A 15503-nucleotide genomic window follows, 5' to 3' on the forward strand; every position below is an offset into this window, starting at 1 on the left:
TCTGTTTGGAAATTCTACTCCGGCGGCCATCTGATGGCGTTTTCTGCGCTTCCGTTGCTCACGGACCGAATGTCCGGTGCGCTACGGTTCTCGAAACCACCACCATATGACTCGCCAGAGCGAATTTCGAAACGGTCTCTGAGAGGCTAGCGCTTATTCGGCCGGAACCTGTGCCGGCCTTGCCGCAAGCTTCGTCAGCATGGCCTCGGCCTCGGCGCCGCGCTCTGAGCGCTCGATGAAGCCGCCGCCGAAGATGCGGGCCTCGTTGCCATCGTCGGAATAGAGCACGCAGGCCTGTCCGGGCGCGATGCCGGACTCGCCGTCGGCCAGTTCGACCGACGTCACGCCTGCCGCATGGCGCAGCACCGCCGGACGTGGCGGCCGGGTCGAGCGGACCTTGGCGAACAGTTCGAGACCGCCGGCCGGAACATCAGCCAGGGCACCGTCACCCAACCAGTTCATGTTGCGCAGAAAGATCTTGTGCGTCTCCAGCGCCTCGCGCGGGCCAACCACGACGCGGGCCCGTTCGGCGTCGAGATGGACAACATAAAGCGGTTCGCCCGAGGCAATACCGATGCCGCGGCGCTGGCCGATCGTGTAGCGCAAGATGCCCTCATGGCGGCCGAGCACGCGGCCGTCGATGTGGACAATGTCGCCCGGATTGGCGGCGGTCGGCTTCAGCTTGGCGATGATGTCGGAATATTTGCCTTGCGGCACGAAGCAGATGTCCTGGCTGTCCTGCTTGGCGGCCACCGTCAGCCCCATCTCCTCGGCAATGGCGCGAACCTGCGGCTTCGACAGGCCGCCCAGGGGAAAACGCAGATAGTCGATCTGCGCCTGCGTGGTGGCGAACAGGAAATAGCTTTGGTCGCGGTCGGCATCGACCGGCCGGTAGAGCGCGCGGTGGGCGCCATTGGCGCCGGAGCGGATATAGTGGCCGGTGGCGAGCGCATCGGCGCCAAGCTCCTTGGCGGTGGCCAGGAGATCGGCGAACTTGACCGTCTGGTTGCAGGAGACGCAAGGGATGGGGGTCTCGCCGGCGACATAGCTCTCGGCGAAGGGGTCGATGACCGCCTTGCGGAAGCGCTCCTCATAGTCGAGCACGTAATGCGGGATGCCGAGCGTCTCGGAAACGCGGCGGGCGTCGTCGATGTCCTGTCCGGCGCAGCATGAGCCGGCCCGGTGCGTCGCCGCGCCGTGATCGTAGAGCTGCAAGGTGACGCCGACGACATCATAGCCCTCGCGCTTCAACAGGCCGGCGACGACGGACGAATCCACGCCGCCCGACATGGCGACGACAATGCGGGTGTTTTCGGGACGTCCGGGAAGGTCGAGACTGTTCATGATGCTTTCATTCTGCGCGGCATCTGAATGCCAATGTCGAGAATATAGGTCAAGCTTTCCGGCGACGCCAGCTTGCAGGGCAATTCACAGATTGCGGTCGATCCGCGGTCATCGGGATTTTTCCCAGGCAAACCAAGGCTTCCAGGCGGATATTTCAAATGCCTGCGAAAACCCTAACGCGCCGTTCACGATCCTTACCTAGTCATTAGGGTCTGCTTAGGCAATTTTTAAAGCTGTGGCGGTAACGTGGCGGCGATTGGGTCTTTGAGTTTTTTGTAGAGAGTACGATGACCGATCTGGTTAGACCTAGAGTCAAGTATGTTATTGGGCCTGACGGCAGCCCTCTTACGATTGCCGATCTGCCGCCGACGAACACGCGTCGCTGGGTTATCCGGCGCAAGGCGGAAGTCGTTGCGGCGGTGCGCGGCGGGCTTTTGAGCCTCGACGAGGCATGCCAGCGCTACAAGCTGACCACCGAGGAATTCCTGTCCTGGCAGGCGTCGATCGACGAATATGGCCTTGCCGGGCTGCGCACCACGCGCATCCAGCAATACCGGCACTAGCAAAGTTTGCTTCCGGAACGGCGATCGTGAGTCAAGGGGCGGCGCAAGCCGTCCTTTTTTCGCGAGCGGGCACGCTGCTTGATCGCCCACCACGCGAGCTCGCGCGCCGACCCGTGCGCGCCCTCCTTCGGAGTCCCACGGGGCGAGGTTAAGGCCGCTTCCTGGTCGGCATGACCGGACTCTAGCTCACAAACGAGCCAAGAAAGTCGTTGACCAAATCCTCCCTCGTCTCCGAAAAAAGACTTTCGATGGTCAGGTCCATCTCTTTTTGGGCGATGATCGCATCGATCTGCTCGGTTGGGAGGGGATTGCTGAATCGGCAACTCAGCGTGTGCTGTGTCCTTTGAACCAGATAGCAGCTCACGAGTTCGGATTTTTCGTCACCAAATTGCAGGTAAAAATAATCCGGACTGCCTGAAAAGCCGCCGACATACAGCGCCGCTCCGCCTTCAGACAGGTCCAGCATGCGGAAATTGGCGCTCTGTACCTCCCGCAGGCCGTGGGACGGGAAGATGAGGCGAACAAGGAAATTGACGTCCCTTCGAACCCATCTGCGTTTTTCCTTCGTGTTCTCAGAATACTTCACGGGTTTTCCCCAAAAGACTTAGATGTCCAAGTATTCCTCAGCACCCACTTTGGGAGCATGGAGTGAAAAAGCTTAAGGATCGATAAGAGGTCCGTTCGAATTGGTTCTTCCTATATAACATTGGGAGAGCCCATCCGCTTCTTCAACATCATTGATCGCGCCTTGTGGCCGGGCCGAGGCGAGACGATCGCACCGCGGCAGGTTTCGTCCGCGCCCGCGCGCCTGAAACAAGGGCGGCGAGGGCGCGGCGATCCGCGCGCCTTGTATTTTTCGGAGCGAGTCTTTCTGACGCTCAGGCTGTCAGCGCCACCTTGCCGATCGGCCTGGTGGCGAGAAAGGCGTGGGCGGCGCCTGCCTGCTCGAGCGGGAAGCTTTTCGCCACATGAACGGTGAGCTTGTTCGCGTCGATCAACCGGCCAAGTTCCAAAAGGCCCTCTCTGTCCGGCACGACGGACATGCGCTCGACCCGGATGTCGCGCGCGCTGGCCAGCGCCCTGGTGGTGTCGTTGAGGTTCAGCAAGGACACCAGCACGCCGCCGTTCCTGATGACCGTCAGCGAGCGTTCGGCATGCTCCCCGCCCATTGGCTCCAGCACCAGATCGATGTCGCTGATCCGGCTGGTAAAATCGCCTTGGGTGTAGTCGATGACCTCGTCGGCGCCGAGCTTGCGGACGAAATCGAGCTTGTTGGGGCTGGCGGTGGCGATGACGTAAGCACCGCGCGCCTTGGCGATCTGCACCGCCAGATGGCCGACGCCGCCGGCCGCCGCATGCACCAGCACGCGCTGGCCCGATTTCAGTCCACCATGGCGGACAAGGCCTTGCCAGGCGGTCAGGCCGGCCAGCGGCAATGCGCCTGCCTGGATGTGGTCCGCCGCCTTCGGCTTCAGCGCGATCTCATCGGCCGGCACCGCGGCGAGCTCGGCGTAAGCCGCCGCCTGCTTGGGGAAGCGCGGCATGCCGAACACCTCGTCGCCGACCTTGAGGCCGGTGACACCGGCGCCCAGCGCCTCGACGGTTCCCGAAATATCCCAGCCGAGGATGAAGGGCGGCTCGCCGAGCAGCTTGTAATTACCGGCGCGGACGGAGCCATCGACCGGATTGATGCCGGCGGCCTTGACGCGGACCAGCACTTCGCCGGGCTTTGCCTTGGGGTCGGGCTGGTTGGCAATGACAAGGACGTCGGGTCCGCCGACGGAGTTCTGGATAACGGCACGCATGGGATGTCTCCTGCTTGGTTGGTGCCGCTATAATTTGGATAGTAATATTCTCTTGTCTAGTATGTACCTTCTTGATATATAGGTACCCCATGGATAGTGATTTCGAATCCCCTTTTGGTTATGACGCCTTCCGGCGGACATGTGCGTCGCACACCGTGCTGGAGATGCTGGCCAGCAAATGGGTCTACCTAGTGGTCTGCGCGCTGCGCAAAGGCCGCCTTCGCAATGGCGAGCTTGCCCGCAAGCTCGAAGGCATCACGCCCAAGATGCTGACGCAGACATTGCGTGTGCTGGAGCGCGACGGCCTCGTGCGGCGCGAGATCTTCCCGGTCATTCCGCCGCGCGTCGAATATGAATTGACTGAGCTCGGCCAGAACCTGGCGGGACTGCTCACGCAGATCAGGGCATGGGCGGAACAGCACGCGCCTGACATCAAGGATGCCCGCGCCAGGGCGATTGCCGCAAATGAAGGGGATTGGGCCGCTTAGATCGGTGATCTCTGCGGCAATTCGGCCGGAGCCAGCTCGAGGCTATGGCCAGCTATGCACTTTTCTGGAATTGCTCCAGATGCGCGCCCGCGCGGACACGCTGATGATGCGGGTCTCGGCAGGTTCAGCCGATCATGGCGCTGCGTCCGCCGGTTTCGGCCTCGCGAATCTTGGTGTCGCGCGATTCCAGCATTTCAGCCTTCGAAAGCTCCGCTTCAGCTTCGCCGAGTAATGATTCGGCAGCGCTTCGCTGTTGGGCGAGGTCGCCTTGTGAATTTCTGAGGTTGTCGCGGCGCAAGCGTGCCGCCTTGGCGAAGGTCGGATAGGCAAAATGATTGATGTCGGTGATGCCGGCTTTCTTTTCCTCGGCGGTGATCTGAAGCTCCAGTTCGACAGCCATGCGTTCGAACTCGGCGATCATCATGTCGAGCTGCAGCAGCTGCCGCCGCTTCTCATTCACCTGAAACTGTTTCAGCCGAACGAGGTTTTCACGTGACTTCATGATTCGGTACTCCCGGAAACGCACACCCGCACATATCGTCCAAACCACCTGGAAAGGCCCAGGCGTTGCCCGTGTCCACCGGGTTTCCCCGAACTATGGGAAACAAAACCCTAAAGTTTTTTGCCGGCGGTAACCATTCGTTTACGGGCATTGTTAATCATACGGGTCAGGACTTAAGGCCGGGTAAAAATTCCGGTCACCGATTCGGAAGCGCGTCGATGAGTCCCTGGAGTCGCTTAGTCCAGGTTATTAATGTGTTGCATTAGGAATTTGGGTCTGTGATTCGTTATTAGATTCAAGAGGGTGTAGAAAGGGGTTAAAAAATCTGGTACCGTCGTGGACGGGAAATTAGGTTTTGTTAACCATTCAATGGCAGCCTCTGCACAAGGCAACCACTGCTCCGGATCCGGACGGATCGTAAGATGGTCCGGCAGCAGAAAAGGGGAATTAAATGCGTGTTCTGCTGATAGAAGATGACAGTGCAACCGCACAAAGCATCGAACTGATGCTGAAATCGGAAAGTTTCAATGTTTATACGACGGACCTCGGCGAAGAGGGGGTCGATCTGGGCAAACTCTACGATTACGACATCATCCTTCTCGATCTCAACCTGCCCGACATGTCCGGCTACGAGGTCTTGAGAACGCTTCGCCTCTCCAAGGTAAAGACGCCCATCCTCATCCTCTCCGGCATGGCCGGCATCGAGGACAAGGTACGCGGCCTGGGCTTCGGCGCTGATGACTACATGACCAAGCCGTTCCACAAGGACGAGCTGGTGGCGCGCATCCATGCCATCGTGCGGCGCTCCAAGGGTCACGCCCAGTCGGTCATCACCACCGGTGACCTGGTGGTCAATCTCGACGCCAAGACCGTTGAAGTCGGCGGCCAGCGCGTGCATCTCACCGGCAAGGAATACCAGATGCTGGAGCTGCTCTCGCTGCGCAAGGGCACCACGCTCACCAAGGAAATGTTCCTCAACCACCTCTATGGCGGCATGGACGAGCCGGAACTGAAGATCATCGACGTCTTCATCTGCAAGCTGCGCAAGAAGCTCGACGCCGCGTCCGGTGGCCAGAATTACATCGAGACGGTCTGGGGCCGCGGCTATGTGCTGCGCGAACCCGAGGACATCCGCGTCAGCGCCTGAGCGGCCAACGCCGCCTGAATTATTGTCATCTTCGACAAAAACCCGGCTCCGGCCGGGTTTTTTGCGTCGCGCTTCAACAATATGGGTGGGCTGCCGCAGGCTTTAGAGCATCTCACCGTTTCACAGAAACGGCGAACTGCTCTAACTCTTTGTTTTGACGCAATTCCCAAGGGAAAGCGCTACGCGCCTTTCCCAGGAAAACCGTTTTACACTTTTCCTGGAATTGCGTTAGGCAGCGATTTTCAGGGCGCGAAAGCGCTCGAGCAGCTGTGGGCGATTGAACGGCTTCAAGAGATAGCCCTGGGCGCCGGCGCGCTTGGCCCGCATGATCGAGGCGATATCGAGCTCGACCAGCGAGATCAGGATCTGCGGCCTGATCGGGCTTTCCATGGCGCGCACGCGGCGGATGAGGTCAACCGCCTGCACATCCGGCAGGGCGCCGTCGACGACGATGATGTCGGGCATGTCGGCGGCGCACATCTCCAGCGCGTCTAGCCCGCTGGCTGCTTCGATGACCACCATGTCGGAACCGCCCAGGATGCGTTTTGCAACCTTCCTGATGACGCTTGAGTCGTCGACGAACATGCAGCGTTTCATTCCGGGTCCTCTTTGCCCTGGGGCAATCCGGTCGTGCGGGCATCTGGTGGTCACCCTAGACCGATCTGGTAAAGAACCCGAAAAGCCATTAGGTAAAATTTTTGCAAAGATGCCGTCTGGAGGACTTTTCTTTGCGGATGCTTCAATGCGGCCGATCGGAAAAAGCTCAACGCTTACGATCGAGCCATCACGGCAATATTAGGCGGTTGAAATACTTTATTTGCCTTTGCAGGTCGGCCGGATGCTCAGGCTGCCGAAAGCACGATTTCTTCCGCCGTCGCATGGATCGATATCGTCATGCCGGCCTCGCGGGCCAGAAGCAGCGTGTAGTAGGGCTGCACCGAATGCGCATCGATCGGCTCTTCGGGCTTGTGGCCGGAATGCAGTTCGAGGAATTTCGGCGGCACGCGCAGCATCGGGCCGCTTGCCGAAAGCGAGATGCGCGGCTCGGTGTCGAGATTCTCGAGGGTGACGACCAGCTTGCCGCCGCGCGGAATGGCGGCATTGGCGACCAGGATCAGGTTGAGCAGCAGCTTGACCTTGTTCTTAGGCAGCAGCGCGCGCGCCCGTTCCAGGTCAGTTCCGGCTTTTCGTTCTTGAGGAAGGCGATTGCCACCGCTTCGGCGTCGCCGGTGTCGATCAGCATGCCGGCGGAGCCTGCCGCGCCGAAGGCGATGCGGGCGAACTGCAACCTGGCCGAGGCGTTCTTGGCGCTCTGGCGGATAAGCCGCATGGCGTCTTCGTCGGCGCCGCCTTCGTCGAGCAGTTCAAGCCCGTTGTTGATCGCGCCGACCGGCGAGATGATGTCGTGGCAGACGCGGCTGCACAGAAGCGCCGCCAGGTCGGGCGCGGAGAGGGTGAACAGATCGGCCATCGGTGAAAATCCCTGCAAAATTCCACAATTCGTGGCCGAGCGATTGATCGTCGCGCCTGCCCAACACGAATCACGCTCCAACCCGAGGCTTTCTGAATACACAGCACTCGTACGTACAGCAACAAACCCAAAATTGTCGTCACGGCAAATGGCATGTTCGCGTAGCCTGCCGGCCCCGCGCGACCCCAAAAGCCAGCCTTCGAACCGCCATCTTCCTGTGGGAGTTAATGGTTGAAAAAGGATTACGGCATAGTTTGCCCCTAACAGTCATCCTTAACGGCCGCCTAAAGAGCCGGACCGGATGCGAGGCGTCGGCGAAAGTGCTCCATGACGGAGATTGGAAGCATGTTTTCCCGATTCTACGACCGGAGTTTCCTCCGTGTCCTCTCAATGGCGATCACGCTCATGGGCGTTCTCGTCTTCTCGACCTCAGCCCTGAGGGCCCAGGAATACACCGCTCAGGAGATTATCGATTCCGGTCACAAGTTCTTCGGCGCGACATCGGGTGGGCTCGCCACCGTCGTCGAGAAGATCTTCGCCTCCTACGGCTTGCCCAATGGCTATCTGCTGGGTGAGGAGGGGTCGGGCGCACTGATCGGCGGCCTGACCTATGGCGAGGGCACGCTCTATACCAAGAATGCCGGCGACCACAAAGTTTTCTGGCAAGGCCCGTCGCTGGGCTGGGATTTCGGCGGCGAAGGGTCCCGGGTGATGATGCTGGTCTACAATCTCGACGATGTCGGCAATCTCTACAACCGCTATGGCGGCGTGGCCGGGTCGGCCTATGTGGTGGCGGGCGTCGGCTTCAATGTGCTGAAGAACAACAATGTGCTTCTGGTGCCGATCCGCACCGGTGTCGGCGCCCGGCTCGGCGTCAATCTCGGCTATTTGAAGCTGACCGAGCGGGCGACGTGGAATCCGTTCTAAAGTTCCACCCGTCATGACGGCAATGCCAGCTTTCCGACGGGATTTGTAGGCCTGTGACCCCCAATGCGCCGCGGCAAGCTCTTGCCGCAGCGCCGGATTTCCGCCATGCCAGTATGATGCGGTTCAATCCAAGTGGTTGCCGCCGATAGCGGGTTGTCCTTTGGTTCAGTCGATCCTGTTCTTTGCCCTCGGCTTTCTGTGCGCCGGCTTTCTGGCGCTGATGGTGGCTCCGGCCGTCTGGCGGCGTGCCGTCGCGCTGACCCGCAGGCGCATCGAGGCCTCTATTCCGCTGACGCAGTCCGAGATCCAGGCCGACAAGGACCGCATCCGGGCCGAGTACGCCATGGCGACCCGCCGCCTCGAAATGAACGTGAAGGCGTTGCGCGAGAAGGCGGCCGAACAACTCGTCGAGATCAATCGCGGCCGTGAGGCGTTGAAGGGGCTGGCGGTCGAGCGCACGGACAAGAACCACGCGCTGGCCGAACTCGGCGCCAAGAACGTGGCGCTGCGGCAGCGCGAAGAGGAACTGCATCAGCTTTCGGAGCGGCTCAAGGAAACCGAGCGCAAGCTGGAGAAGCGGGCGCTCGAGCTCGAGAAGCTGGAGCACATGTATGACGACGCCAGTTTTTCCTCCTCCAGCCGGCAGATCGAGCTCGTGGCGCGCGAATCCGAATTGCAGAAGCTTGCCAGCGACATCTCGCTGCTGCGCGGCCAGCGCAAGGAAGCAGATCGGCGCCAGCAGGAGATCGCGGCCGAAAGCAAGGCCGCGCGCGATGCGCTGAAGGCGGAGAAGAAAAGGGCGGCCGAACTCGACAAGAAGGTCGAACGGCTCCTGGCAACGCTCGCCGATCGGGAGGACAAGCTCGACCGCCGCGAGAAGGAGCTGGCGCGGCTGCGCGAAAAGGCGAAGGCCGAGGACGGCGGGCCGGCCTTGCGGCTGGTCGGCAAGCCGGATGAAGCGGGCAGACATGACGAGGCCACGACGCGTGATGATCTGGATCAGGCGATCGCCAAGCTCGACAGCGATCGCGAGCGGCTGGAGGCGAGGCTGACGGCGTTGGCGCGCGAGAACAAGCGGCTGAAGGCCGATCTCGGCGCCATGGCATCGTCGGGTTCGGCGAATGGCAGTGCCGCGCTGCGCGAGCAGATGAACGAGTTGGCGGCTGAAGTCGTCCACCTGACGGCCAAGCTCGAGGGACCTGATTCCCCGATCGCCAAGGCGTTGGCGGCACCGGCGGACAGCCGATCCGACGGCGGCGACCGCAGCCTCGCCGACCGCGTGCGGGCCTTGCAGAAGGCCGCCGCGAACTGAGGCGGTGGTGCCGCCATTTAGCGGTGCGAGAAGTGGTGCAGGGCAATAGCTGACGCAGCGGCGACGTTCAGGCTGTCGAAGCCTTTCGACATGGTGATCCGCACGGTTTGCAGGCGCGCAAGCAGGCTTTCGGGCAGGCCTTCACCCTCGGTGCCGAGATAGAGCGCCAGGCGCCCGGCCGGCTTTGCATCGCGAATGTCGGTTCGTCCGCGCGGCGACAGGGCGAATTGTTCAAACCCCCGTTCGGCGAGCATCGCCGTAAAGCCGGAAGTGTCGGTGAAGGAGGCGAACGGTACTTTCAGCGCCGCGCCGACCGAAACGCGGATCGCCTTGCGGTAGAGCGGATCGCAACATGTGGCGTCCATCAGCACGGCATCGGTGCCGAAGGCGGCGGCATTGCGAAAGATCGAGCCCACATTGTCGTGGTTGGCGATGCCGACGAGCACCACGACCAGGGCTCGGTCGGGCAAGGCATCCAGCAATGGTCCGGACGCTAGCGGCGTCTCCTTGCGGCCGATGGCCAGGATGCCGCGATGCATGTGGAAGCCGGCGATCGCGTCCATCACCGCACTTGTGACGACATAGACCGGCAGGTCCGTGGGCGCCTTGTGCAGGATGTCGTTCAGACCGCTGAGCCGGTTTTCCAGCACCAGCACTGATTCAGCGCCAAAGCGGCCGGACGAGAGAAGCAGATCGAGCACCACCTTGCCTTCGGCGACGAAACGGCCTTGCCGGCCGGCGAGATCGCGTTCGCGGATATCGAGATAGGCGGCGACGCGTGGATCCCGCGGGTCGTCGATGCGAATTGGGTCCATATCCTCCGCTCAAACATCAAGAGCGTGGTTGGTGCGTCGAGAAAGACACACAAGCCACGCTCCGGAAATCGTCAGCGAGGTAAACGGCCGCAGGAGCGTCCGGTCAAGTCCCGGCGCGGCGCAATCTCTGCGCCATCTGGGACAGGTCTTCCTTGCCGGTGCCGAAAATACCATCCAGCACGACCAGCAGCTCGCGCACCGCATCGGATTTGCAGGAGTAATAGATCATCTGACGGTCGCGGCGGGTGTCCACGAGGTCGAGCGCCCGCAACTTGGCCAGATGCTGCGAGAGGGCGGATTGGCTGAGCATCACCTTTTCGGCGATGGCGCCGACCGACATTTCACCGTCGATCAGATAGCTCATGATCAACAGCCGTTTTTCGTTGCCCATCAGCATCAAAAATTCGGCAGCCGATTCGGCGTTGGCGGTTAGCTTTGTCGAGACCATGAATGCCCCATGCTGTTTGCTCATCGAGGCACCATGGGGGCAATGGGGCCTGAATCCAAAAATTCACTTGCGAACGGCCCCTGACGAGTCAGCGCCCTTTCTGAAAGGTAGAACATTTCTTTCAAATCTCAAGTGTTGCTTTTGATCAAATGCAATTAAGTTTGGTTGTTTTCCTGCCCGACAGCCCTGCCGCTCCTGGCCATCTCGACCAGGACGGGTCGTAAGTCCCGTGCCGATACCAGGGGTTGTGGGAAGAATACCCGGCAAACAGTGTCTCTCGACACCAGATCCATGCCATCGGCGTCCAAACCGGCGATGCTCCAGCCGTCGCCGGATGCCCCGGCAAAATGATGCGCATAAACGGTGATCGCGTCGAGATGGTCCGCGTTCATATGCTCGACGGCGGATTGTTCGCTCGCCGCAAGCTCTTCGACGATGGCTCCGCCAGTGATGAGATCGGAGCGATCGAGCAGATAGGCCTTGCCGAAGCCGCCATTGAGGCTGGCGCGCTGCGGCTCGAGGCGAAAGATCGAGAAGTCGCCGAGTCCGGCGTAGAGGCTCGCCTTGGGATTGCGGTTGAGGTAGCGGCGCTCGGCACGAGCATGCGCCTCCGAGCCACGCGCGAGCCGCGATGCCTGGCAGGTCAGCATCAGGCGCGGATGCGCCAGCGGGTCGCCCTTGCCGGGCTCGCCGAGCAGCAGCGAACAGCGTGGATCGGCAAGCATGGCAGGCGTGTGCGCCGACAGCATAGAGACCAGGATCAGCGGCGCACCGTCAATGTCGGTGGCGACACCGACCCGGCTTGCCAGCGGCGACCCGGTCTGCGGCTCCAGCACAGCAAGGGCGCCGAAACGGGCGCTGCGCAGAAGTGTCTTCGCCAACCGGATCGCCTCGGCGTCGGTCTCGCGGATCACGTCTTTCTTTCGATCGTCCAAGGGTCTTGCCCTGCTAGGTTGATTACTTCGGCGCCATGCGGATGGCTCCGTCAAGGCGGATGGTCTCGCCGTTCAGCATCTGGTTTTCGATGATGTGCAGGGCAAGTGCGGCATATTCGGATGGTTCGCCGAGGCGCGGCGGGAAGGGCACGGCGGCGCCCAGCGAATCCTGCACATCCTGCGGCATGCCGGCCATCATCGGCGTCTTGAAGATGCCGGGTGCGATGGTGCAGACGCGGATGCCGGAGCGGGCAAGGTCGCGCGCCACCGGCAGTGTCATGCCGACGACACCGCCCTTGGAGGCGGAGTAGGCGGCCTGGCCGATCTGGCCGTCATAGGCGGCGACCGAAGCGGTGTTGACGATGACGCCGCGCTCGCCGCCCTGCAGCGGCTCGAGCTTCGCCGCGCGATCGGCGACGAGGCGGATCATGTTGAAGGTGCCGATCAGGTTGACCTCGATCACCTTGCGGTACTGGTCGAGCGGATGCGGCCCGTCCTTGCCGATCGTCTTCACGCCAATGGCGATGCCGGCGCAATTGACCAGGATGCGCGGTTCGCCAAGCTTGCTCGCCGTCTCGGCGACGGCTGCGGCCCCACTGTCGGCGCTGCTGACGTCGCATTGCACGGCAATGCCGCCGATCTCGGCCGCGACCTTGGCGGCACGGTCAATGCCGACATCGAAGATGGCAACGCGGGCCCCCTTGGCGGCAAGCGCACGCGCCGTCGCCTCGCCAAGACCGGAGCCGCCGCCGGTCACGATCGCGATCTGGCCGTTCGGATTCATGGCGTCATCCTTTGCTATGGGAACAGGCCCGGATCAGGCCCGGATCGAAGGGCAAGGTCAAGCCATTGCTCTAGACGTGCTCGGCGATCCTGGCCTGGCTGGCATGACCGACCTCGCCGGTGAGCCCGGCAACCGCGCCCGGCGTGATCTCGTGCGACAAAAGGCGGTCGAGATCGACAGGACGCGGCATCGAGATCTGGCCGCGCGGGATGCGCTTGAAGCCGAGCGGCCCGTAATAGGGCTCGTCGCCGACCAGTATGACGGCCGGCGCGCTGGCCTTGACGGCCGCCTCCAGTGCGATCGCCACCAGACGGCGGCCGATGCCGAGGTTCTTGAAGGCCGGCCGCACCGCAAGCGGCCCGAGCATCAGCGCGCGGCCAGCGCCGGCCGCAATGCGGGTCATGCGCACCGAGGCGACGACGAGGTCGCCGTCGACCGCGACAAAGGACAGCGGGCGCTCGTGGCCACCGGCTTCGCGGATCTTGTAGGCGGCCAGCACGAAACGGCCGGGCCCGAAGGCTTCGTCGTTGATGGCTTCAATCTGGATGTCGTGCGCCGGGGTTTCCGGCAGGTATTTCACGTCGGCAAGGCTCATGGTCTTTGCGTTCCGGTAAAGGAGGAAAGGTTTGCTGCAAACGGCAGCATTCGCCAGTCAGCGCTTCATCAAGCGCGGGCGCCCTTTCGTCGTCGGTCAAACCGGATCAAAGCAAAGTCGAACATGCGGAGTGTCCGCTAGCATCAATTTTCGACCGCTGCAATCGGCCTGATATGTCCGCCATCTCCGTCGAGTGACGGTCTGTTCAGCGCCTGACGTCTTCGACAGGGCAGCCTTGCGCCTACATTGCATGAAAGGACGCAAGGAGATTTGCATGGGATTGCTGGTGGAAGGCAGGTGGCAGGATCGCTGGTACGATACGGCGGACAATGGCGGCAGGTTCGTGAGGACGCAGTCGCAATGGCGCGACTGGATCACCGTTGACGGGGCGCCGGCCGAAGGCCGGGCGCGCGGCTTCAAGGCGGAACCCGGGCGCTATCACCTTTATGTCTCGCTCGCCTGCCCGTGGGCGCACCGGACGCTGATCTTTCGTGCGCTGAAGAAGCTCGAAGGCGTCATTTCCGTCTCGGTCGTGCATCATTTCATGGGCGCCAATGGCTGGACATTCCTGGCCGAGGATGGCGCCACCGGCGACACGCTTTACGGCCTCGATTTCCTGCACCAGATCTATGTCAAGGCCGATCCCGCCTATTCGGGCCGGGTGACGGTGCCGGTGCTGTGGGACAAGAAGGAGCAGACCATCGTCTCCAACGAGTCCTCCGAGATCATCCGGATGCTGAATTCGGCGTTCGACGCATGGAGCGATGCGAGCCTCGATTTCTATCCGCAGGACCTGCGGCGCGAGATCGACCGCGTCAACGCGCTGGTCTATCCTGCGGTCAACAACGGCGTCTACCGCGCCGGCTTTGCCACCACGCAGCGCGCCTATGAAGAGGCGTTCGGCGAATTGTTCGCGGCGCTGGATACGCTGGAGGAGCGGCTGTCAAAACAGCGCTATCTCGTCGGCAACCGCATCACCGAGGCCGACTGGCGGCTGTTCACCACGCTGGTGCGCTTCGATCCGGTTTATGTCGGACATTTCAAATGCAATCTGCGCCGCATCGCCGACTATCCCAACCTGTCGAACTATCTGCGCGACCTCTACCAGCTGCCTGGTGTCGCCGAGACCGTGAACCTGCATCACATCAAGGCGCATTATTACGCCAGCCACGAGACGATCAATCCGACACGGATCGTGCCGGTCGGGCCGGAACTCGACTATGGCGCGCCGCATGACCGGGCGCGGTTCGGAATCTGAAATCGCCGATAACTGCAAAATCGCCGAGACTTTACCGGAAGGTCTCGGTGTTGATGCGCGCCTGTCTGGCAAGCTCCGCTTTCAGGAAATTCTTGCCCATGCGGCTGGAATAGCCCCAGGCGTTGATGGCGAAAACCACAAGCCCGGCAAGCAACAGGATGAAAACCCAGGCGAGAGCAGGCATGGTACCGCTTCCCGGCATGGCTCCGCCGGCGACAGCAAGGCCTAAGAACACCAGTGAAAGCAGGCACGAGGCCAGAGACGAAAAAAGCGTTATCTTCCAATATTCGTCTCGATTGAAAAGCCGAAGATTCCTCTTGATGAATTTGTAGGAGGCGAAAGAGGTCGACCCGAAGGTAATGGCGAAGCCGCTTGCATGGCTGAAGCTGTCCGGTAGTGATGAAAACATCATCGCTATGACGATAAACACGGCGGTCAGGCCGACCATCATAAGACTATAAAAGCCGACATAGGGCCAGACGCTCACGGATTCTATTTGTTCGACATCCATGGAACCGCCCCCCGTGTATTTCTTGATCAATATAGCTCAGAACTTTTTAAACAGCTAAGGCAAGCCTACCAATAGGGCGACGCGGGTTCATCGTGAAAAATCTCTGCGATCCGCCGCCGCGTCGCCGGTGTCGTATCCCTGGGCAGGCGGTCGAGCGGGAAGAAGCCGGCCTCGGCGATCTCGTGGTCCGGCTGCTTCGACGCCGTCTGGCTGAAGTGCTCGATGAGATAGAAGCCGACATGGTCGCGGCGGCTGGAGCGGCGGTTGAAATGCATCGACTTCAGCAACGGCGGTGCTGCCAGCGCTATGTTGCCCTCTTCGGCGAGTTCCCGTGCCAGCGCCTCGGCCAGCGTTTCGCCGACCTCGACACCACCGCCGGGAAGCTGCCAGCCGGGCACATAGGTGTGGCGGATGAGGAAGACGGAATTCGTCGCGGTATCATGCACAAGGCCGCGCACGCCGAGCGTCATCGGCCGCCGCAGCACGAAATAGAGATGGAACAGCCTGGCCCGTAGCCCCGCCCATCCGGTCTGGCGGAAAGCGGTTTCAGGATCGTTCGTCATCGTTAGCGAAACCGTGGGTGGAAAGCCGCGTGCGT

General features: G+C 61.5%; 18 protein-coding genes and 1 pseudogene. 6 read left to right on the top strand and 13 right to left on the bottom strand.

Annotated elements, in window-relative coordinates; all coding sequences use genetic code 11:
* Positions 1–153: 153 nt before the first annotated feature.
* The gene (gene mnmA / locus AC56QX_RS12850) at positions 154–1344 is read right to left on the bottom strand and encodes a tRNA 2-thiouridine(34) synthase MnmA (protein WP_497116348.1); all 1191 of its coding nucleotides are present in this window, start codon (positions 1342–1344) and stop codon (positions 154–156) included.
* 287 nt (positions 1345–1631) lie between these two features.
* On the opposite strand from mnmA, the gene sciP reads away from it, so the two are divergent.
* Entirely contained in the window at positions 1632–1907 is a 276-nt protein-coding gene (sciP, locus tag AC56QX_RS12855; RefSeq protein ID WP_013529904.1) for a CtrA inhibitor SciP, read from the top strand.
* A gap of 181 nt (positions 1908–2088) precedes the next feature.
* Here the strand turns inward: sciP and AC56QX_RS12860 are convergent, their stop codons facing one another.
* Together AC56QX_RS12860 and AC56QX_RS12865 are read right to left on the bottom strand one after the other, a co-directional pair.
* Positions 2089–2493, bottom strand: a complete 405-nt coding sequence (locus tag AC56QX_RS12860; RefSeq protein WP_497116350.1) for a hypothetical protein — start codon at positions 2491–2493, stop codon at positions 2089–2091.
* A gap of 292 nt (positions 2494–2785) precedes the next feature.
* On the bottom strand, positions 2786–3712 hold the full coding sequence (locus tag AC56QX_RS12865; protein WP_497116351.1) for an NADP-dependent oxidoreductase: 927 nt from the start codon (positions 3710–3712) through the stop codon (positions 2786–2788).
* A gap of 89 nt (positions 3713–3801) precedes the next feature.
* On the opposite strand from AC56QX_RS12865, the gene AC56QX_RS12870 reads away from it, so the two are divergent.
* Positions 3802–4200: a winged helix-turn-helix transcriptional regulator gene (locus AC56QX_RS12870; RefSeq protein WP_497116353.1), complete on the top strand. Its 399-nt coding sequence runs from the start codon at positions 3802–3804 to the stop codon at positions 4198–4200.
* A 124-nt stretch (positions 4201–4324) separates the two neighbouring features.
* Here AC56QX_RS12870 and AC56QX_RS12875 read toward each other — a convergent pair whose 3' ends face one another.
* Positions 4325–4702 carry a flagellar export protein FliJ gene (locus tag AC56QX_RS12875; protein WP_140705050.1) on the bottom strand — a complete coding sequence of 126 codons (378 nt, stop codon included), beginning with the start codon at positions 4700–4702 and terminating at the stop codon, positions 4325–4327.
* 451 nt (positions 4703–5153) lie between these two features.
* Between AC56QX_RS12875 and ctrA the strand changes: the two genes are divergently transcribed.
* Positions 5154–5849, top strand: a complete 696-nt coding sequence (gene ctrA / locus AC56QX_RS12880) for a response regulator transcription factor CtrA (RefSeq protein WP_006203583.1) — start codon at positions 5154–5156, stop codon at positions 5847–5849.
* 228 nt (positions 5850–6077) lie between these two features.
* Here ctrA and AC56QX_RS12885 read toward each other — a convergent pair whose 3' ends face one another.
* Together AC56QX_RS12885 and chpT are read right to left on the bottom strand one after the other, a co-directional pair.
* Positions 6078–6446 carry a response regulator gene (locus tag AC56QX_RS12885; RefSeq protein WP_497116355.1) on the bottom strand — a complete coding sequence of 123 codons (369 nt, stop codon included), beginning with the start codon at positions 6444–6446 and terminating at the stop codon, positions 6078–6080.
* Between the two features lie 245 nt (positions 6447–6691).
* Positions 6692–7320 (bottom strand): annotated as a pseudogene (gene chpT / locus AC56QX_RS12890) (histidine phosphotransferase ChpT).
* Between the two features lie 390 nt (positions 7321–7710).
* On the opposite strand from chpT, the gene AC56QX_RS12895 reads away from it, so the two are divergent.
* Positions 7711–8247, top strand: a complete 537-nt coding sequence (locus AC56QX_RS12895; RefSeq protein ID WP_244494150.1) for a DUF1134 domain-containing protein — start codon at positions 7711–7713, stop codon at positions 8245–8247.
* A 160-nt stretch (positions 8248–8407) separates the two neighbouring features.
* Positions 8408–9559: a coiled-coil domain-containing protein gene (locus AC56QX_RS12900; RefSeq protein WP_497116357.1), complete on the top strand. Its 1152-nt coding sequence runs from the start codon at positions 8408–8410 to the stop codon at positions 9557–9559.
* 17 nt (positions 9560–9576) lie between these two features.
* Here the strand turns inward: AC56QX_RS12900 and AC56QX_RS12905 are convergent, their stop codons facing one another.
* The 5 genes from AC56QX_RS12905 to AC56QX_RS12925 all read right to left on the bottom strand — a co-directional run bounded on the left by AC56QX_RS12905 (position 9577) and on the right by AC56QX_RS12925 (position 13136).
* Positions 9577–10374: a TrmH family RNA methyltransferase gene (locus AC56QX_RS12905; RefSeq protein WP_497116359.1), complete on the bottom strand. Its 798-nt coding sequence runs from the start codon at positions 10372–10374 to the stop codon at positions 9577–9579.
* A 103-nt stretch (positions 10375–10477) separates the two neighbouring features.
* Positions 10478–10822, bottom strand: a complete 345-nt coding sequence (locus tag AC56QX_RS12910) for an ArsR/SmtB family transcription factor (RefSeq protein WP_497117746.1) — start codon at positions 10820–10822, stop codon at positions 10478–10480.
* 155 nt (positions 10823–10977) lie between these two features.
* A complete protein-coding gene (locus AC56QX_RS12915) occupies positions 10978–11757 on the bottom strand; it encodes a HugZ family pyridoxamine 5'-phosphate oxidase (protein WP_497116360.1) in 780 nt (259 codons plus the stop codon).
* 22 nt (positions 11758–11779) lie between these two features.
* Positions 11780–12541 (bottom strand): 3-hydroxyacyl-CoA dehydrogenase, encoded by a 762-nt coding sequence (locus AC56QX_RS12920; protein ID WP_497116361.1) that lies wholly within the window; start codon positions 12539–12541, stop codon positions 11780–11782.
* A 70-nt stretch (positions 12542–12611) separates the two neighbouring features.
* Positions 12612–13136, bottom strand: coding sequence for a GNAT family N-acetyltransferase (locus tag AC56QX_RS12925; RefSeq protein WP_497116363.1), 525 nt, complete (start codon positions 13134–13136; stop codon positions 12612–12614).
* A gap of 274 nt (positions 13137–13410) precedes the next feature.
* Between AC56QX_RS12925 and AC56QX_RS12930 the strand changes: the two genes are divergently transcribed.
* A complete protein-coding gene (locus AC56QX_RS12930; RefSeq protein ID WP_497116365.1) occupies positions 13411–14394 on the top strand; it encodes a glutathione S-transferase family protein in 984 nt (327 codons plus the stop codon).
* A 31-nt stretch (positions 14395–14425) separates the two neighbouring features.
* Here AC56QX_RS12930 and AC56QX_RS12935 read toward each other — a convergent pair whose 3' ends face one another.
* Both AC56QX_RS12935 and AC56QX_RS12940 read right to left on the bottom strand, forming a co-directional pair.
* Positions 14426–14905 carry an ABZJ_00895 family protein gene (locus AC56QX_RS12935; protein ID WP_497116366.1) on the bottom strand — a complete coding sequence of 160 codons (480 nt, stop codon included), beginning with the start codon at positions 14903–14905 and terminating at the stop codon, positions 14426–14428.
* 65 nt (positions 14906–14970) lie between these two features.
* Positions 14971–15468, bottom strand: a complete 498-nt coding sequence (locus AC56QX_RS12940; RefSeq protein ID WP_497116368.1) for an NUDIX domain-containing protein — start codon at positions 15466–15468, stop codon at positions 14971–14973.
* Positions 15469–15503 lie beyond the last annotated feature (35 nt).

Source organism: Mesorhizobium sp. RCAM 06353, from assembly GCF_059683585.1.